The 17,341-nt window shown below is 68.7% G+C and carries 16 protein-coding genes; 7 read left to right on the top strand and 9 right to left on the bottom strand.

What is annotated here, in order from left to right:
- Positions 1-11 precede the first annotated feature (11 nt).
- Together hemB and NR101_RS08385 are read left to right on the top strand one after the other, a co-directional pair.
- Positions 12-1,001, top strand: a complete 990-nt coding sequence (gene hemB / locus NR101_RS08390) for a porphobilinogen synthase (protein ID WP_256774824.1) — start codon at positions 12-14, stop codon at positions 999-1,001.
- A gap of 31 nt (positions 1,002-1,032) precedes the next feature.
- Entirely contained in the window at positions 1,033-1,305 is a 273-nt protein-coding gene (locus tag NR101_RS08385) for an SHOCT domain-containing protein (RefSeq protein WP_256774823.1), read from the top strand.
- Positions 1,306-1,471: 166 nt separating this feature from the next.
- Here the strand turns inward: NR101_RS08385 and NR101_RS08380 are convergent, their stop codons facing one another.
- Positions 1,472-2,344 carry a TolB-like protein gene (locus NR101_RS08380; protein ID WP_256774822.1) on the bottom strand — a complete coding sequence of 291 codons (873 nt, stop codon included), beginning with the start codon at positions 2,342-2,344 and terminating at the stop codon, positions 1,472-1,474.
- A gap of 56 nt (positions 2,345-2,400) precedes the next feature.
- Here NR101_RS08380 and aroE point away from each other — a divergent pair, with 56 nt between their 5' ends.
- The 3 genes from aroE to dinG all read left to right on the top strand — a co-directional run bounded on the left by aroE (position 2,401) and on the right by dinG (position 5,814).
- Complete coding sequence (aroE, locus tag NR101_RS08375) at positions 2,401-3,246, top strand: shikimate dehydrogenase (protein ID WP_256774821.1); 846 nt, start codon at positions 2,401-2,403, stop codon at positions 3,244-3,246.
- 4 nt (positions 3,247-3,250) lie between these two features.
- Positions 3,251-3,604, top strand: coding sequence for a hypothetical protein (locus NR101_RS08370; protein WP_256774820.1), 354 nt, complete (start codon positions 3,251-3,253; stop codon positions 3,602-3,604).
- Between the two features lie 149 nt (positions 3,605-3,753).
- A complete protein-coding gene (dinG, locus tag NR101_RS08365; protein ID WP_256774887.1) occupies positions 3,754-5,814 on the top strand; it encodes an ATP-dependent DNA helicase DinG in 2,061 nt (686 codons plus the stop codon).
- A gap of 113 nt (positions 5,815-5,927) precedes the next feature.
- Here dinG and ilvD read toward each other — a convergent pair whose 3' ends face one another.
- Positions 5,928-7,766 (bottom strand): dihydroxy-acid dehydratase, encoded by a 1,839-nt coding sequence (ilvD, locus tag NR101_RS08360; RefSeq protein WP_256774819.1) that lies wholly within the window; start codon positions 7,764-7,766, stop codon positions 5,928-5,930.
- A 225-nt stretch (positions 7,767-7,991) separates the two neighbouring features.
- Here ilvD and NR101_RS08355 point away from each other — a divergent pair, with 225 nt between their 5' ends.
- Both NR101_RS08355 and NR101_RS08350 read left to right on the top strand, forming a co-directional pair.
- A complete protein-coding gene (locus tag NR101_RS08355; protein ID WP_256774818.1) occupies positions 7,992-8,555 on the top strand; it encodes a DUF1190 domain-containing protein in 564 nt (187 codons plus the stop codon).
- Positions 8,556-8,558: 3 nt separating this feature from the next.
- Positions 8,559-9,737 carry a glutathionylspermidine synthase family protein gene (locus NR101_RS08350; RefSeq protein WP_256774817.1) on the top strand — a complete coding sequence of 393 codons (1,179 nt, stop codon included), beginning with the start codon at positions 8,559-8,561 and terminating at the stop codon, positions 9,735-9,737.
- Between the two features lie 34 nt (positions 9,738-9,771).
- Here NR101_RS08350 and NR101_RS08345 read toward each other — a convergent pair whose 3' ends face one another.
- From NR101_RS08345 to NR101_RS08315, 7 genes are all read right to left on the bottom strand, one after another.
- Positions 9,772-11,070: a DUF58 domain-containing protein gene (locus NR101_RS08345; protein WP_256774816.1), complete on the bottom strand. Its 1,299-nt coding sequence runs from the start codon at positions 11,068-11,070 to the stop codon at positions 9,772-9,774.
- A gap of 37 nt (positions 11,071-11,107) precedes the next feature.
- Entirely contained in the window at positions 11,108-12,136 is a 1,029-nt protein-coding gene (locus NR101_RS08340; RefSeq protein ID WP_256774815.1) for a MoxR family ATPase, read from the bottom strand.
- A complete protein-coding gene (locus NR101_RS08335) occupies positions 12,133-13,335 on the bottom strand; it encodes a DUF4350 domain-containing protein (RefSeq protein WP_256774814.1) in 1,203 nt (400 codons plus the stop codon). The genes NR101_RS08340 and NR101_RS08335 overlap by 4 nt, the downstream gene beginning before the upstream one ends.
- Positions 13,332-14,960, bottom strand: a complete 1,629-nt coding sequence (locus NR101_RS08330; protein WP_256774813.1) for a DUF4129 domain-containing protein — start codon at positions 14,958-14,960, stop codon at positions 13,332-13,334. Before NR101_RS08330 ends, NR101_RS08335 begins: the two co-directional genes overlap by 4 nt.
- Positions 14,950-15,942: a stage II sporulation protein M gene (locus NR101_RS08325; protein WP_256774812.1), complete on the bottom strand. Its 993-nt coding sequence runs from the start codon at positions 15,940-15,942 to the stop codon at positions 14,950-14,952. The genes NR101_RS08330 and NR101_RS08325 overlap by 11 nt, the downstream gene beginning before the upstream one ends.
- Positions 15,939-16,628 (bottom strand): RDD family protein, encoded by a 690-nt coding sequence (locus NR101_RS08320; RefSeq protein WP_256774811.1) that lies wholly within the window; start codon positions 16,626-16,628, stop codon positions 15,939-15,941. The genes NR101_RS08325 and NR101_RS08320 overlap by 4 nt, the downstream gene beginning before the upstream one ends.
- Before the next feature lie 168 nt (positions 16,629-16,796).
- The gene (locus NR101_RS08315) at positions 16,797-17,327 is read right to left on the bottom strand and encodes a gamma carbonic anhydrase family protein (RefSeq protein WP_256774810.1); all 531 of its coding nucleotides are present in this window, start codon (positions 17,325-17,327) and stop codon (positions 16,797-16,799) included.
- Positions 17,328-17,341 lie beyond the last annotated feature (14 nt).

Here is a 17,341-nt window from a genome sequence, read left to right as displayed (position 1 = left end):
GGAGCAACCCCATGGCCCATCCCGACTACCGCCCCCGCCGCATGCGTCACGACGAGTTCTCGCGCCGCCTGATGCGCGAAAACACGCTCACCACCGACGACCTCATCTACCCGGTGTTCGTGCACGATCTGGCCGGCCGCGCGCCGGTGGCCTCGATGCCCGGCGTGGAGCGGCTGTCCATCGACGAACTGCTCAAGGTGGCCGAGGAAGCGCTGGAACTGGGCATTCCGGTGATCGACCTGTTCCCGGTGATCGACCCGGCCGGCAAGTCGCTCGATGCGGCCGCGGCATGGGACGACAACGGCCTGGCGCAGCGGGCGATCCGTGCGCTGAAGTCGCGCTTCCCCGAGCTGGGCGTGATGACCGACGTGGCGCTGGACCCCTACACCACCCACGGCCAGGACGGCATCATCGACGACAAGGGCTACGTGCTCAACGACATCACCGTCGAGGCGTTGGTGAAGCAATCGCTGTCGCATGCCGAGGCCGGCGTGGACATCATTTCGCCGTCGGACATGATGGACGGGCGCATCGGGGCGATCCGCCGCGCGCTGGATGCCGCCGGCCACGTCAACGTGCGCATCATGGCCTACTCGGCCAAGTACGCTTCGGCGTTCTACGGCCCGTTCCGCGATGCCGTGGGCAGCTCGGCCAGCCTCGGCAAGGCCGACAAGAAAACCTACCAGATGGACCCGGCCAACGGCGATGAGGCCATGCGCGAGATCGCGCTGGACCTGGAAGAAGGCGCGGACATGGTGATGGTCAAGCCGGGCATGCCCTATCTGGACCTCGTTCGCCGGGTGAAGCAGCAGTTCGGCGTGCCGACCTTCGCCTACCAGGTGAGCGGCGAGTACGCGATGATGAAGGCCGCCTTCGCCAATGGCTGGCTGGACGAACGCGCCTGCGTGCTGGAGTCGCTGATGGGCTTCAAGCGCGCCGGCGCCGATGGCGTGCTGACCTATTTCGCGCCGCAGGTGGCGCGTTGGCTGCAGCAGCGCTGACAATACGCGCCCACACGCACACAGGACGACAATGATGCAGACGATGGGATGGGTGCAGTGGCTCACCTGGGGCACCGGGGTCACCGTCTTCGCCGTGGTGATCGGCCTGATCATCCGTGGGGTGCTGCGCGCCGCCAAGCGGCCGCCGGAGCAGCCCTCGGCCGCCGCCCGCGTGGCCCGCGAAAGCCAGTTGGCACCGGCACTGCAGGCGCAGTTGGCCGAATTGAACCAGCGCAAGGACAACGGCGAGATCAGCGAAGCGCAGTACGAACAACAGCGCGCGGCGTTGTTGGCATCGCGCTGAGCGCACCCGCGCGTTCGGTGCGGCCGGGAAAAGCAGCCACGCATGGCGTGGCTCTACCGGGTTCCTGCGGCTGATACAGGCAGGCCAGGCCACGTTTCCGCAGGGCAACCGCCAGCCGGGGTAGAGCCACGCCACGCGTGGCTGCCTCCCCGGCGCCGATAGACCCTCAGCGGCAGGCCGTCCCCGGCGCCGCCGGCGTCTTCATCCGATAAAGATCCAGCCCGCCGGCACGCGGTGCGCGTGCCACGCCAGCCACCGTCATTTCCGACGGCTTGGAGGCGTCCACCACCGGCGACCCGGTCTGGCCATCGGCCGTGTTGAACGACAGCGTCAGCGGCGTGGCCGGCTGGCGGTAGTCACAGCCCACCAGCCACACCTGCGATCCGCTGGCGGTGGCCCGGGTGATCGCCAGCGCGCCGTCGTTGCCCAGCCAGTCGCCGCCCAGCTCATCGGCCGCGCTGTTGAGCGGCGCCGGCAGCGGCTTGGCCGTATTGAAGCCCCGGCCCTGCGCGGTCGCCACGTACAGGTCGAAGCCACCCTGGGTGTGCGTGCCATTGCGGGCGAACAGCAACGCCTGTCCGTCCGGACGCACGGCCGGACGGCGCTCGTCGTCGGCGGTGTTGACCGTCAGCGGCATCGACATGATCGGTCCGAAACCGCCATCGGCGTGGATCATCACGGCATACAGGTCGAAACCGCCGCGCCCGCCGTCGCGGTTGGAGGCGAAGTACAGCCAGGCGCCGTCATGGCTGAAGAACGGGTCGAGCTCATCGCGGCCGGTGTTGAGCGCCAGCGGCGTCGGGTCCTGCCAACGGCCGTCACGCAGCACCGCCTGCCACAGGTCCCAGCCACCGGCGCCGCCGGGGCGGTCGCTGGTCCAGACGATCCGCTGGCCGTCCGGCGAGATCGTGGCCTGGGCTTCGTTGGCCTTGGTCGAGACCACGCCCATGCCCTCGATGCCGAATTCGGAAAGTGCCATCGCCTGCGGCGCGGAGAGTAAACTGGCGCACAGCGCGAGCAGTGACAATGGAGTGCGCATAGCCGCGTCCGTTGGGGGTTTGCGTTCCATTCTAGGCCCGGAGCAGACACACACCCATGACCGCCGACCATTACGCCGTATTCGGCCAGCCCATCGCGCACTCGCAGTCGCCGCGGATCCACGCCGCGTTCGGCCACCAGGAAGGCATCGCGCTGGACTACCGTGCCATCGAGGCCAGCCCGGAGGATTTCGCTGCCGCACTGGAGGCGTTCGCCGCCGAAGGCGGGGTAGGCGCCAACGTCACCGCGCCGCACAAAGAAGCCGCCTTCGCGCTGTGCACCACGCTGACCTCGCGTGCGCGCCGGGCCGGTGCGGTCAACACGCTGCTGCGCAAGGGCGACCGCTGGCATGGCGACACCACCGATGGCATCGGCCTGGTGCGCGACCTCACCGACCGCCACGGGCTGGACCTGCGTGGCCGCCGCACCCTGCTGATCGGTGCTGGCGGGTCGGCCCGCAGCGTCGCCCCGGCGCTGCTGGATGCCGGGATCCTGGAACTGGTGGTGGTCAACCGCACGCCCGAACGCGCCGATGCGCTGATCGACGCCATGGGCGAGCCGGGCCGGGCGATCACCCGTTACTGGGAAGACATCCGCGAGCTGGGCGACTTCGAACTGATCATCAACGCCACCTCGGCCGGGCGCGACCGCGACGCCGAGTTCAAGCTGCCGCTGGGGCTGGTCAACAGCATGACCACGGCGGTGGACCTCAACTACGGCGAGGCCGCCATCGCCTTCATTGCGTGGGCGCGTTCGGCCGGCTGCCGCAACGTGGTGGACGGGCTGGGCATGCTGGTTGAACAGGCCGCCGAGAGCTTCCTGCAGTGGCATGCGGTGCGTCCGCAGACCGATGCGGTGTATGCGGAACTGCGCGGCGAGAATGCGCTGGCCGGCGAGGACTGAGCGCATGAACCTTGAGATGATGATGTCCGTGCTGGGCATGGTCGCCACGCGCCTGCCGATCCTGATCGCCCTGGCGGTGTCGGTGGTCTGGGTGGTCGACACCCCGCGCACGGCGGTACGCAGCGTGGCGCTGTGGGCGCTGGCGCTGCTGGCGGTGACCGCCGTGGCCGGGCTGGTGCTCAACGTGGTGCCGATGTGGCTGGTGCAGCAGGGCAATTACGATTCGGTGCGCAACCTGTCGCTGTGGCTGGGCGGGGCGCACTTCGTGCTGGGCCTGTTCGACGCGCTGGCCATCGTGTTGCTGGTGTGGGCGATGACCCGCGCGCTGCGCACGCGAAACCAGACCCCCGCCGGCTGAACTTCGGACCTGCATCCCGGATCTGAACCGGCGCGGAAATCCGTGCCGGTCACTGCCCTCCGCTCGTGAGAAAATACCTGCCGTGATCCAGGCAGGTAGCTCCCGGCGTGACCGAAAAAGTTGAAGCCCCGCGTGCGCTTAACGATGAGATGAAGGCCGCCATCCGCGATGCCTACGCCAAGCTGCAGGCCAATACCCCCGGCTTCAGTACCCGGCGTTCGCAGAGCCAGATGATCGGCGTGGTCTCGCGTGCGTTGTCGCACAGCGGCGGCGTGGGCGTGGTCGAGGCGCCCACCGGCGTCGGCAAGTCGCTGGGCTACCTGACCGCTGGCGTCCCCATCGCCCTGGCCACCAAGAAGAAGCTGGTGATCAGCACCGGTACCGTGGCGCTGCAGTCGCAGCTGGTCGAGCGCGACATCCCCAACTTCCTCAAGGCCACCGGCATCGAGGCGACCGTGGCGCTGGCCAAGGGGCGCACCCGCTACCTGTGCACGCGCAACGCCGCCGAAGCGCATGGCGAGGGCGCGCAGGAAGGCATGTTCGAGGATGAGCAGCCGCTGTTCGACCGGCCGCTGGCCCCGATCGAAATGGACCTGGCGCAGAAGCTGAGCAAGGAATTTCTCGAAGGCCGCTGGAACGGCGACCTCGACAACGCCCCGGAGACCATCAGCAACACGCTGCGCTCGCGCATCACTACGCCGGCCTCCGGGTGCGCGGGGCGCAAGTGCGCCTACTCGGCGCAGTGCGCGGTGCTGCGATCGCGCAACACCGTGCGCGATGCGCAGATCGTGGTCACCAACCACGCGCTGCTGCTGTCGGCGCTGTCCATCGGTGAGAGCGACAACGGCCAGCCGCTGATCGCCGCTCCCTCGGACATGCTGCTGGTGCTCGACGAAGGCCATCACATCGGCAGCGTGGCCATCGACCAGGGCGCGGCCAGCCTGGCCCTGGATGAGATGGCCAAGCGCACCGGCCGCCTGCAGGTGCTGATCGCCGCGTCCTACCGTGCCGTGGACAAGGACAAGCTGGGCAACCTGCTGCCCAACGAAGCCATCGAGGCCGCTGCCAAGGTCAGCAAGCAGCTCAAGGCGTTCCGCGATGTGATCGACCGCAGCTGGCGCCCGGACCCGTCCGCGCAGGAGCCGATGTGGCGCGCCCCGAACGGGCGCCTGCCGGAGATCTGGATGGCCGATATCGAGGCCATCGCCGACGACACCCGCAGCCTGTTCAACTGGGCCCATGCCGCGCTGGCGCAGGTGGCCAAGGGCAAGCCCGAGGACGCCGCGCGCGAGCGCCTGCAGCGCAACCTCGGCATGGCGCTGGAGATGATCGAGCAGCAGCACAACCTGTGGACCGCCTGGCGCCGTGAAGACAAGGACGGCCAGCCGCCGATGGCGCGCTGGGTGACGATGTCGCGCGAGGGGGATTTCATCCTCCACGGCTCGCCGATCTCAGCCGCGCACGTGCTGCGCAAGCTGCTGTGGGATGAAGTGGATTCGGTGGTGATGACCTCGGCCACGCTCACCGGCGGCGGCGATTTCCAGTCGCTGGCCATCGACAACGGCATTCCCGAAGATGCCGAGCTGGTCTCGCTGTCCTCCCCGTTCGACCTGCCCAACCAGGCGCAGTTGATCGTGCCGGCGTTCCCGGTCACCCCGGACGACAAGGAAGGGCATCCCAAGGAAGTGGCCAAGTACCTGGTGCGGGAGCTGGACTGGGGCAAGGGCAGCATCGTGCTGTTCACCTCGCGCTGGAAGATGGAAAAAGTGGCCGAGCTGATGCCGGCCGCGCAGCGCAAACGGGTGCTCGTGCAGGGTGAGAGCGCCAAGCAGAAGATGATCGACGAGCACCTGCGGCGCACTGCGGCCGGGGAGGGCTCGGTACTGTTCGGGCTGAACTCGTTTGGCGAAGGCCTGGACCTGCCGGGCGAGGCCTGCACCACGGTGGTGATCACCCAGGTGCCCTTCGCGGTGCCGACCGATCCGCAGACCTCCACCTTGAGCGAGTGGTTCGAAAGCCGTGGGTTGAATGCGTTCAACCTGATCGCGATCCCGCACGCGCTGCGCACGCTGACCCAGTTCTCCGGCCGTCTGATCCGTACCTCGACCGACACCGGCCGGGTGATCATCCTCGACTCGCGCCTGCTCACCCGCCGTTACGGCAAGCGCATCATCGATTCACTACCGCCGTTCAAGCGGGTGATCGGCTGACGCGGCATCGCAGCGCCACGCACGCCCGGTAGAGCCACGCCATGCGTGGCTGCATTTCGCAGATGGATGGGGTTGGCCGGGCATCCAGCCACGCGTGGCGTGGCGCTACCGCGTCAGCCTTCCAGCTTGGACAGGTCGCGTACCGCGCCCTTGTCGGCACTGGTGGCCAGCAGCGCATAGGCCTTCAACGCACCGGTGACCTTGCGCGGGCGTGCCTCGCGCGGCTTCCAGCCCAGTGCATCCTGCTCGACGCGGCGCGCGGCCAGCGTGGCGTCATCGACCAGCAGATCGATGCGTCGCGCCGGGATATCGATGCGGATACGGTCGCCTTCGCGGACCAGACCGATCACACCGCCGGACGCGGCTTCCGGGGACGCATGGCCGATCGACAGGCCCGAGGTGCCGCCGGAAAAACGGCCGTCGGTGAGCAGCGCGCATTGCTTGCCCAGGCCCTTGGATTTCAGGTAGCTGGTGGGGTACAGCATCTCCTGCATGCCCGGGCCACCGCGCGGGCCTTCGTAGCGGATCACCACCACGTCGCCGGCCACCACGGTGTCGGCGAGGATGCCGGCCACGGCCGCGTCCTGGCTCTCGAACACGCGCGCATTGCCCTCGAACACATGGATGGATTCATCCACGCCGGCCGTTTTCACCACGCAGCCATCCGGCGCCAGGTTGCCGCGCAGCACCGCCAGCCCGCCTTCGGCCGAGTAGGCATGGGCAACCGCGCGGATGCAGCCTTCTTCACGATCCACGTCCAGCGTCGGCCAGCGCGTGGCCTGGCTGAAAGCCACCTGGGTAGGGATGCCGGCCGGGCCGGCACGGAAGAAGTCGCGCACCTTTTCATCCTCGCTCACCGCGACATCCCAGCGCGCAATCGCCTCGGCCAGCGTGCGGCTGTGCACGGTCGGCACATCGGTATGCAGCAGGCCGCCACGCGCCAGTTCACCGAGGATGCCGTACACGCCACCGGCGCGGTGCACGTCTTCCATGTGGTATTTCGGGGTGTTCGGCGCGACCTTGCACAACTGTGGCACGCGTCGCGACAGCGCGTCGATGGCCTGCAGGTCGAAATCCACCTCCGCTTCCTGCGCGGCAGCCAGCAGGTGCAGGATGGTGTTGGTCGAACCGCCCATGGCGATGTCCAGGGTCATCGCGTTCTCGAATGCGGCCACGCTGGCGATGGTGCGCGGCAGGGCGTTGGCGTCTTCACCGCCGTACCAGCGATGGCACAGCTCCACGACCAGGCGCCCGGCGCGGCGGAACAGCTGCTCGCGGTCGGCATGGGTGGCCAGGGTCGAGCCGTTGCCGGGCAGCGACAGGCCAAGCGCTTCGGTCAGGCAGTTCATCGAGTTGGCGGTGAACATGCCCGAGCAGGAGCCGCAGGTGGGGCAGGCGCTACGCTCGTATTCGGCCACCTTCTCATCGCTGGCGCTTTCATCGGCGGCGATCACCATCGCATCCACCAGGTCCAGTTTGTGCTCGGACAGCCGCGTCTTGCCCGCTTCCATCGGCCCGCCGGAGACGAACACCACCGGGATGTTCAGGCGCAACGCGGCCATCAACATGCCCGGGGTGATCTTGTCGCAGTTGGAGATGCACACCAGCGCATCGGCGCAGTGCGCGTTGACCATGTACTCCACCGAGTCGGCGATGATCTCGCGGCTGGGCAGCGAATACAGCATGCCGTCATGGCCCATGGCGATGCCGTCATCCACCGCGATGGTGTTGAACTCCTTGGCAACGCCGCCGACCTGCTCGATCTCGCGGGCCACCAGCTGGCCCAGGTCCTTGAGGTGCACGTGCCCGGGCACGAACTGGGTGAACGAGTTGGCGATGGCGATGATCGGCTTGTGGAAATCGCCATCGGTCATGCCGGTGGCGCGCCACAGGGCGCGGGCCCCGGCCATGTTGCGGCCGGCGGTGGACGTACGGGAGCGGTATTCAGGCATGGTGGCTGGCAGGATCGGGCGGGCCGTGGGGGCGCGTTTCGCCTCGATTCTGCCGAAAAATTCCGGTTGCGTTTGCAACCACCTTCGCCGCTGCCGCAGCGACGGCGCCCAGGACGGTTCAGGCGAATGCTGAAACGTCGTTCATCTTCCGCGCTTTGCCGGTTTTGGTTGTTCGCGACGATGAGGCATGATTGAGGGGATAACCGCATTAGGGGGCATGACGCCATGAAACGTTCCAGGACCACCGCGCTGCTGTTGATGAGCGCCGCGCCGCTGCTGTTCACCGCCTGCCAGAAGGACGACGCCGTCAAGGTGCAGGAAGGGTTGTACACCTCGGTGCAGGCCTGTACCGAGGCCACCGGCGATCCGTCCAGCTGCCGCACCGCCTTTGCCAACGCGCAGAAGCAGTCGGCCGATGCCGCCCCCAAGTACGCCTCGCGCGAAGCCTGCCAGGCCGATTACAGCGCCGAGCAGTGCGTGGAACAGAAGACCTCCACCGGCCATTCGTTCATCGGTCCGATGATGATGGGCTTTTTCATGTCGCAGATGCTCGGCAACCGTGGCGCCGGCCTGGCGCAGGCGCCGGCCGCCAGCCCGGCCTATCAGGACAAGGCCAACGGCTGGGCGCGCCCGGCCCCGGGTGGCAGCGGCGGCTTGAACACCGCCAGTGGCATCGGCGCGGGCAAGGCTGGCCTGGCCCCGGTCAACGCCACCCCCAACCGTGCCGTCACGGCCAGCCGCGGTGGCTTCGGCAGCACCAGCAGCGGCCGCAGCAGCGTCGGCGGCTGACCGATGCAGCGCGTGCGTATCGCCGAGCGCAGCCAATGGCGCGCTCGGGCGGAAGAGTCCGGCTTCCGCTTCCACACCATCGACGGCCTGCCGTACTGGGACGAGAGCGCGTATTACGCCTTCACCCTGCGCCAGATCGAGCAGGACATCGAAGACCCCAGCGCCGAGCTGCATGCAATGGCGATGGGGCTGGTGGACGAAGTGGTCGGCAGCGAGCAGTTGATGGACCAGCTGGCGATCCCGCCGCAGTTCCGCGACTGGATCGCCGACAGCTGGCGGCGCCGCGAACCGCATCTGTATGGCCGGCTGGATTTCGCCTACGACGGCAACGGCCCGGCCAAGCTCTACGAGCTCAATTACGACACCCCGACCTCGCTGTTCGAAGCCTCCTTCTTCCAGTGGCAATGGCTGGAAGACCAACGCAACCAGAACCGCCTGCCGCCCCACGCCGACCAGTTCAACGCGATCCATGAAGCGCTGGTGGAGCGTTTTGCGCAGCTCTCCGCGCAGTTGCCACCGCCGCTGTATTTCAGTGCGGTGGGCAGCTCGGAGGAAGACCAGGGCACGGTCGCCTACCTGCGCGACTGCGCCGCCCAGGCCGGGCTGCGCGGCGAGGCGATTGCCATCGAAGATATCGGTCTGTCCGAAGACGGCCGCTTCACTGCGTTGGACGACACGGTGATCGGCAGCCTGTTCAAGCTGTACCCGCTGGAAGACCTGATGACCGAGTCGTTCGGTCAGGCGTTGCCGGCCTCGGGCGTGCAGTTGCTGGAACCGGCGTGGAAGGCGATCCTGAGCAACAAGGGCGTGCTGCCGCTGCTGTGGCAGCGTCACCGCGGCCATCCCAACCTGCTCGCCGCCGAGTTCGACGATGGCAGCGAGCTGCCGCGTGGCTGGGTGCGCAAGCCGTTGTTCTCGCGCGAAGGCGCCAATGTTGCCATGCACCTGGCCGACGGCAGCTGGCAGGAAAGCGAAGGCCCCTACACCGGCCCGGCGATCCGTCAGGCCGCGCATCCGCTCACCCGTTTCGACGGCGGCTATCCGCTGGTCGGCAGCTGGGTGGTGGGCGACCAGGCCTGTGGCATGGGCATCCGCGAAGACAGCAGCCGCATCACCCGCGACAGCGCCCGCTTCGTGCCGCACGCGATCATCGACGAAGCACCGATGCGCATTTACGTCTGACCCGTCCAGGCCGGCCACCGCCCACGGTCGTGGCCTACAGCAGCCCGTCCCGCTTCACCGCCAGATACCGCTCCACCAGCGCGCCCGGCAGCGCATCGGCGGTGACGTCCAGCACCATCACCCCGTGGCTGCGCAGCGCCTCGTGCGCGTCGCTGCGTTGCTGCAGGTAGCGCGCGATGGCGCCGGCCTGGGTGGCGTCCTGCAGCGTCTCCACGTCCTGGGTGAGCGCCTCATCCAGCTCGCGCTCGCGCAGGCTGGCCACGCATACCAGGTGCTGGCGCTGCAGCAGGCGCACCGCGGCGAGCAGGTCTTCGATGTCTTCATCGCGCACGTTGGTGACCAGCATCACCAGCGAACGTCGCCGCTGCCGCAGCGACAGCTCGGTGGCCGCAGCGAGGTAGTCGGTGGCCACCGGGGTGGCCTGCAGGTCGTAGCTGGCGCGCAGCAACCGGTCGATGGCGCCCATGCCGCGCTGCGGTGCCACCCAGCGCGTATCGCCGCCGCTGGCGAACAGGCCCACGCCATCCCCCTGGCGCAGCGCCAGGTAGGCCACCACCAGCGCCGCATTGAGCACATGGTCGAAGTGCGACAGCCCGCCTTCACTGGCCATCATCCGGCGACCGGTGTCGATCATCAGCATCAACTGCTGGTTCTTTTCGTCCTGGTATTCGCGCGAGATCAGCTTGCGCGCGCGCGAGGTCGCCTTCCAGTCGATCTGGCGCAGGCTGTCGCCGATGCGGTACTCACGCATCTGGTGGAAATCGGTACCTTCGCCACGCCGCCGCTTCAGGTGTGCGCCGACCAGCCGCGAGGCCTGTTCGGCACTGAACAGGGCAAAGCGGGTGAGCGGTGCGAAGTTGGGATACACCCGCACCGTTAGTGCCGGTGGCAACGTGCGGCGCTGCCGCCACAGCCGCCACGGTGCATGCACGCGCAGGTGCACGCCCTCGAACACGAAGCGCCCGCGCGCGGTCGGGGTGAGGCTGTACTGAAAACTGCTGGCGACCAGCGGCTTGAGCGTCAATGCGCGCGGCAGGCCCTGCAGCGTCCACTGCCCGGGCACCAGGTCGAACACGTCCACGCGCTGGCGCAGGCTGGATTCCAGCCGCAGCGTCACCGGCCGCGCCACGTTCAGGGCCAGGGCCTCGGGCAATTCGCGCTGCAGGCTGGGCGAGGGCTGCCGACGCAGCCGCAGCAGGTCGACGAGCGCCAGCAGCGCGATCGCCGCGCCCATGGCACCCCAGCTCCAGCGTGGCCACAGCCCGAAGGCCACCGGCAGGCCAAGCAGGCTCCATGCCAGCACCAGGGCGAGCAGCAGCGGGGCTGGCCTCATCGGCCGCCCCGCGCGCGATCAGCATTAAGCCCTGGGCTCATTTGCGCGGCGCTTCCACCTTGGCCAGCAGCGCGTCCAGTGCGTCGTCGGCGCTCTGTCCTTCGATCTGCAGTTCCGGGGCCAGCGCGATGCGATGACGCAAGGCCGGCTTGGCAATGTCGCGGACATCGTCGGGGGTGACGAAGTCCCGCCCGGCCAGTACCGCCTGCGCGCGCGCGGCACGCACCAGCGCGATGCTGCCACGCGGACCGGCGCCGAGCGCGATGCCCGGCCAGTGGCGCGTGGCGGCGACGATCCGCACCGCGTAGTCGATTACTTCCGGATCCACCGTGATCGCCGCGGTGGCCTGCTGCAGTGCCACCACCTCGGCGGCGGTCAGCACGCGCGGCACCTGGGACAGATCGAAGTCGGCCGCACTGCGCCCGGTGGTGATCGCATCGACCATGCGCTTCTCGTCTTCCACCGACGGATAGTCGATCAGCACCTTGAGCAGGAAGCGGTCCAGCTGCGCTTCGGGCAGCGGGTAGGTGCCTTCCTGTTCGACCGGGTTCTGGGTGGCCAGCGCCAGGAACGGCGGGGTCAGCGCGAACGCCTTGCCTTCGATGGTGACCTGGCCTTCCTGCATCACTTCCAGCAGCGCCGACTGGGTCTTGGCCGGTGCACGGTTGATCTCGTCGGCCAGCAGCAGGTTGGTGAACACCGGGCCGCGACGGATCTTGAAGCTCTCCGACTTGGGGTCGTATACCGCATGCCCGCTGACATCGCTGGGCATCAGGTCCGGGGTGAACTGCACGCGGCCGTAGTCCAGCTCCAGCGCCTGGGCCAGGGCGCGCACCAGCAGGGTCTTGCCCAGGCCGGGCACGCCTTCGATCAACACGTGGCCACCGGCCAGCAGCGCGATCAGGATCTGGTCGAGCACCTCGGGCTGGCCGATGAAGGCACGTCCGACGGCATCGCGCACGGCATCGACGCGTTCGACCACGCTGGGACCGGACAGGCCGGCCGGGGCCGGCGCGGGTTCGGCAGGAGACAGCGGCGGCAGCAGCGGTGGGGTCGGCTCGGTCATAGCAGGTTTCTCATCTGGATCAGCAGGCGGATGCGCTCGCGCAGACCGGGCAGGTCCCGCGAGGCCGGAGCGTTCAACGCAGTCTGGACGCGGGCATGCGGCCAGTGCAGCAGGGTGGCGACGGCGTGCACCTGCGCCTCGCCGTTCAACGCGGCGGCGGTGGGCGCGCGCCGACGCAGGCGGGCAAGGAACGAACGCCGCACCGCCTCGTACAACAGCGGGGCCTTGCCGTAACGCAGCAGGTGTTCGCCGCTGGCGCGCACGTGTTCCAGCAGCGAGCGGCGCTCGATCGCCGGCGACGGCAACAGGCTGCCCATGCGCTGCGCGCGCTGCCACAGCCAGCCAAGCAGGGCCAGCAGCAGCGGCACCCATACCGGCCAGCCCTGGTAGAAGAGACGGTTCCACAGCGACGGCGGTCGCGCGCCGTACACCAGCCACATGCGGCCTTCGCCGTAGCGAGGCGCCAGCAGGTAGCGGGTCAGGTCGCGGTGCGCCTTGTCGTGCAGGCCGTCGACGTACTCACCCTGCTTTGCATCGGGCTTGTCGAGCACGGCTGGGCGGCCCATGCCCTTCATGAAGTCCAGGTCGGCCAGCACGTCCACGCTGCCCTGGCCGTGGCGCAGGCGCGCGAACACCCACCCATACGCGTCACTGTCGGCATCGTCTTCGCCCCAGCCGCGTTCCAGGCGCATGCCTGCCGGCGGCGTCACGCCGAAGCGTCGCCCATGGCAGAATTCCACATGGTGTTCGTCATCGCGCACATGGAAGGGCTGGCAGCCGCTGCCGTAGTCGATGGCGTCCACGCCCAGGGCGTCCAGCAATGGCCCGTTGCCGTCGATATCGGCCGGCGTGCTGGGCGGTGTGCGCACGATCAGATGGCCGCCCTGCGCCACCCACGTCAGCAGCGCGCGCGCGGTGGGCGGCGGCAGGGTGGTGGTGTCCTGCAGCAGCACCAGGGTGTCGTGCGGCTTGAGCGACAGGGTTGTCAGGTCCACGCGCGGGTGCGAATGGACCTCGATGCCGTCGGCGCGCAGCGCCTGGCCCAGCACATACAGTGGGTTGTAGCGGGCTTCACCCTGCGGCGGCAGCTGCTCGGTTTCGGTCACCCGGTGGTGGGTACGCAGGAACAGGATGGTAAGCGGCACGCCAAGCACGAGCACGCCCAGCATCACCAGCAGCCAGCGCAGGCGCGTACTCATGCGCGCCACCGGAACTGCTGCTGCAACGTACTGGCGAGCGTGGCGAACGCCTCGTCATCGGGCAGGCGGCCGGCGTAGGCGGCGTACTGCCAGACCCGCACGATGCGCTCGAACAGGGCGCGGTCGGCCGCCTCGGGCATGCGCCGCGACACGCGCAGACACTGCGCCTCGGTGGCACCGGGCGGCAGCGCGGTCTGCGCGCGTTCGCTCATCGATTCCACGCTGGCCCGGTACAGCAGCGCCAGCGCCTGGCGCGGACGTCCCTGCTGCCATAGCGCACGCGCCCGCGCGGCGGCATCCGGAGGGACTTCATCGGGCACGGTGATGTCATCTTCGACGACCGTCGATACCGTGTCGCGCGAGGTCTTGCCCGTGCCGCGCAGCCAGCGCAGCCAACGCGGCGCGGTGGCGACCAGGATCAGCAGCAGCACACCGACCATGCCCCACAGCAGCCACTCGGCGATCTGCGCCGGCAGCAGCGGTCCCTTGCGAGCCGTGTCGCGCTTGGCGGCGCTGTCGTCGTCCTTTTTCTTTTCCTTCTTCGCCGGATCCTGTTGGGTACGCTCCCAATGGGTCACCTGGCGGGTCGGGCTCTGCAACGGATCTTCGTAGGCACGTTGCACGGCCTGGCGGAAGCCGGCCGTGTCCACGTCGCCGTTGCCGAAGATCGCCGCCGGTGTATTGCCGGGGTCGTTGGCGTAGGTGAGCGGGGTGTCGTCGACGTCTTCTTCTGCTTCTGCCTCTGCCTCTGCGTCCTCCTCCTCGCCGCCCTGCGCGGTCGCAGACGCGGGGGTGTCGCGCTGCTGGGCCTGCACCCCGCCGGTCGGCCAGACCAGCACCAGGGCCAGCATCAGCAGCGGTGCGGCCTGCTGCAGGCGGTCGCGCAGGCGGCGGAAGGCGATCTCCACGTCCCAGGCTTCCATCTCGGTGCGCCGGTTGAGGTACAGGCCGAAGCCGGCGCCCACGTAGAACGGCCCGATCAGACTGATGGCCAGCCAGGACAGCAGGTTGAAGCCGAACCTGGCCCACGCCGGTGTGTCCTCGCTGACCATCGCCCACGCCGCACGCCAGGAATCGGACAGCAGCTCGAACGGGACGAACATGAACACCGCCGCGATCCCGCCCACCACCAGCGCGACCTCGAAGGCCATGCACGTCACCGTCAGCAGGATCGCATGGCCGAACGCCGCACCGGCCACGGCGCGACGGCGTGCGCCGCGATGTTCAACCGCGTTGCCTTCCAGCAGGTTGACCGGCATCAGCAGTGAACGCAGTGGACTGAAGCGGCGCCAGCCCAGGTAGCCCCAGAAGCCGCTCCAGCCCCACGCGCGTTGCGCGCGCAGCGTCTGCAAGGCGCTCGGCGCATCGCCGAAGATACCGCGCGAGATCACATACAGCGCCAGCCGGTCGAACACCGGCGTGAGCCACCACATCAGCAGCCACGCCCAGCCGAACGTATCGGTCCACCATGCCAGCGCATTGACCAGCGCAAACAGCGGCAGGCCCAGCAGCAGCCACGGCAGCCAGATCGCCCGCGCATGCCGGCGCACCAGCGCGGTGCCCAGTTCCACCGCTTCCCAGCCGCTGCGTGCGCGCAGCACCACGTTGAGCTGGTCAATGCGCATGCGCGCTCCCGCGTCCACCGCGCCACAACCAGGCAAACACCGCGCTCCACAGCGCCGCGGCGACGGCGTACTTGCCCCAGGCAGGCACCGCGGCGATCGAGGACCAGAACGCTTCGATGAAGGCGGCCACCAGCAGCATCGCGGCCACGCCCAGGCACAGCCGCGCGCCGATCACCCCGCCTTCGACCAGCGCATCGATGCGCCGCCGCCGGCCGGGTGCGAGCAGTTTCATGCCCAGCTGCAGGCCCGCACCGCCGGCGATGACGATCGCGGTCAGCTCGAACGCGCCGTGCCCGGCCACGAAGCGCCAGAACGGATCGCCGTGGCCGATGTGCTGCAGGTGGCCGGCCACCGCGCCGATGGTGAGCCCGTTGAACACCAGCACCAGCACCGTGCCGACCCCGGCCAGCAGTCCGCTGGCGAAGGTGCGCAGACCGATGCTGATGTTGTTCATGATGTAGTGGCCGAACATCATCCAGTCGGTGCCGCTGTCGCGCCCCAGGTGCGCGGAGGCCGGATCGTACATGCGCTCCATCGCCGCGATCTCGGCGTTGCCCATCAGCAGATGGATGAATGCCGGATACCACTGCACCAGCGCGAACGTGCCCACCAGTGGCAGCACGAACAGCGCGGTGGCCACCCACATGCTGCGCGCCTGGCTGCGCACCAGCTGCGGGAAGTCGGCGAACAGGAATTCCAGCGCACGCCGCCAGCGCGGTGGTGGGGTGCGGTAGAGCAGGCTGTGGCCCTGCTGCATCAGCCCCTGCAGGCGCGCCACCAGCTGCGGGCTGTAACCGCGCTTGCGCGCCAATGCCAGCTGCTGGCAGAGGCGTCGATAACGTTGCGGGATGTCTTCGTCGTTGAGTGGATCATCGGCCACCTGGCCGCGCGCGCCGCGCGCGTTGTCGCCCCGCAGCGCCATCCAGCGTTCCAGCGCCTGCCACTCACCCTGGTAGCGGGTGACGAACTGTTCCTGCCTCATCGGCGCCCCAGCAGCCAATTGGCCATGGCGTAAAGACGCAGCACCCCGACCTGCCCGCCACCACCACTGAGCGGGGCGACGATCGCCGCCAGTTCCTGCTGGCGTGGCGAGGACAAGCGCGATGCGCGCTCGGCGAAGGCGACCACCGCGGCCTGTTCGGCCGGCTGCAGCGGTTGGGGCGGGGCCAGCACGGTGTCGATGGCCACGCTGCCCAGCACCGGGCGGGCGCGGTCGTGCACCACCACGGTGCCGGCGACCAGGTCGCCGAGGCGGCGGCCATGCGCGTCGAACAGGCTCGACAGCAGCCCCACCGCGTAGCCGAACGGCAGCATGTCCACGGTGCGCAGCAGGTTGCGGGTGATCGCGGCCATCCAGCCGATCGGCGCACCGTCGCGTGCCACCACGCGCAGGCCGAGCGCACGCTTGCCCAGCGTGCGGCCCCACACCGCTTCCTGCACGATGGTGTAGGCCCACATCAGCAGGAACATCAGCGCCAGGTACAGGCCCTTGCCGAAATCGCCGAGGAAGGCCAGTGGAATGCTGAGCAGCAGCAGCGCGCCGAAACGGACCGCGAAATCGATCGCCCAGGCCAACGCACGCGGCACCGGGCCGGCGGCGGGCAGGTGCAGCGGCACGCCTTCGGGCGTGATCACTTCACGGTAGGTATCCAGCATCGTCGCGCTCATGAGCGCGCACGATGGGAAAGATGGACCCGGAATCCTCTCCGGTCTGCTGCCTGGGTGGGCATGCGGTTCTCGACTGCTTCCTGGTCGGCTGTGGACTTTACCGTGCAGGCGTGCCGATGCCCAGCATCGGCGCGGCGGCAGGGGCGGATGCGACCGGGGCGGCCGCGATCATCCCAGGTACTTGTCCTTGAGCCGGACGTAGTGGTCGGCCGAGTAGTGCAGCGATTCGATCTGCTTGTCGGTGAGGGTGCGCACCAGGCGTGCCGGGTTGCCCACCCACAGTTCGCCCTCGCCGACCACCTTGCCCGGACCGACCACCGCGCCGGCGCCGACGAAGCCATGCCGCTCCACCCGCGCACCGTCGAGGATGCACGCGCCCATCCCGATCAGGCTGTAATCGCCGATGGTGCAGGCATGGATGATGGTGCCGTGGCCAACCGTGACCCCCTCGCCGATCAACGTGGGGAAGCCTTCCAGGTTGTAAGGGCTGTGGTGGCTGACATGGATGATGGTGCCGTCCTGGATGTTGCTGCGCGCACCGATCCGCACATGGTTGACGTCGCCGCGGATCACCGTCCCCGGCCACACCGACACGTCATCGCCCAGCACCACGTCACCGATGATGGTGCAGGCCGGATCGATGTAGCAGCGCTCGCCGATGACCGGCAGCGTGTCGAGGAAGGGGCGGATGGGGGACATGCGGTAACTCCGGC

Source organism: Stenotrophomonas sp. Ste86, assembly GCF_024519465.1.
Classification (GTDB): domain Bacteria; phylum Pseudomonadota; class Gammaproteobacteria; order Xanthomonadales; family Xanthomonadaceae; genus Stenotrophomonas.
Note: the sequence above shows the minus strand (reverse complement) of the source record. Positions and strands in the feature narration are given on the sequence as shown.

What these genes read in the sequence shown, in the direction of transcription:
- hemB (WP_256774824.1), top strand. Translation starts at nt 12, where the DNA reads ATGGCCCATCCCGACTACCGCCCCCGCCGCATGCGTCACGACGAGTTC.
- NR101_RS08385 (WP_256774823.1), top strand. Translation starts at nt 1,033, where the DNA reads ATGATGCAGACGATGGGATGGGTGCAGTGGCTCACCTGGGGCACCGGG.
- NR101_RS08380 (WP_256774822.1), bottom strand. Translation starts at nt 2,344, where the DNA reads ATGCGCACTCCATTGTCACTGCTCGCGCTGTGCGCCAGTTTACTCTCC.
- aroE (WP_256774821.1), top strand. Translation starts at nt 2,401, where the DNA reads ATGACCGCCGACCATTACGCCGTATTCGGCCAGCCCATCGCGCACTCG.
- NR101_RS08370 (WP_256774820.1), top strand. Translation starts at nt 3,251, where the DNA reads ATGAACCTTGAGATGATGATGTCCGTGCTGGGCATGGTCGCCACGCGC.
- dinG (WP_256774887.1), top strand. Translation starts at nt 3,754, where the DNA reads ATGAAGGCCGCCATCCGCGATGCCTACGCCAAGCTGCAGGCCAATACC.
- ilvD (WP_256774819.1), bottom strand. Translation starts at nt 7,766, where the DNA reads ATGCCTGAATACCGCTCCCGTACGTCCACCGCCGGCCGCAACATGGCC.
- NR101_RS08355 (WP_256774818.1), top strand. Translation starts at nt 7,992, where the DNA reads ATGAAACGTTCCAGGACCACCGCGCTGCTGTTGATGAGCGCCGCGCCG.
- NR101_RS08350 (WP_256774817.1), top strand. Translation starts at nt 8,559, where the DNA reads ATGCAGCGCGTGCGTATCGCCGAGCGCAGCCAATGGCGCGCTCGGGCG.
- NR101_RS08345 (WP_256774816.1), bottom strand. Translation starts at nt 11,070, where the DNA reads ATGAGGCCAGCCCCGCTGCTGCTCGCCCTGGTGCTGGCATGGAGCCTG.
- NR101_RS08340 (WP_256774815.1), bottom strand. Translation starts at nt 12,136, where the DNA reads ATGACCGAGCCGACCCCACCGCTGCTGCCGCCGCTGTCTCCTGCCGAA.
- NR101_RS08335 (WP_256774814.1), bottom strand. Translation starts at nt 13,335, where the DNA reads ATGAGTACGCGCCTGCGCTGGCTGCTGGTGATGCTGGGCGTGCTCGTG.
- NR101_RS08330 (WP_256774813.1), bottom strand. Translation starts at nt 14,960, where the DNA reads ATGCGCATTGACCAGCTCAACGTGGTGCTGCGCGCACGCAGCGGCTGG.
- NR101_RS08325 (WP_256774812.1), bottom strand. Translation starts at nt 15,942, where the DNA reads ATGAGGCAGGAACAGTTCGTCACCCGCTACCAGGGTGAGTGGCAGGCG.
- NR101_RS08320 (WP_256774811.1), bottom strand. Translation starts at nt 16,628, where the DNA reads ATGAGCGCGACGATGCTGGATACCTACCGTGAAGTGATCACGCCCGAA.
- NR101_RS08315 (WP_256774810.1), bottom strand. Translation starts at nt 17,327, where the DNA reads ATGTCCCCCATCCGCCCCTTCCTCGACACGCTGCCGGTCATCGGCGAG.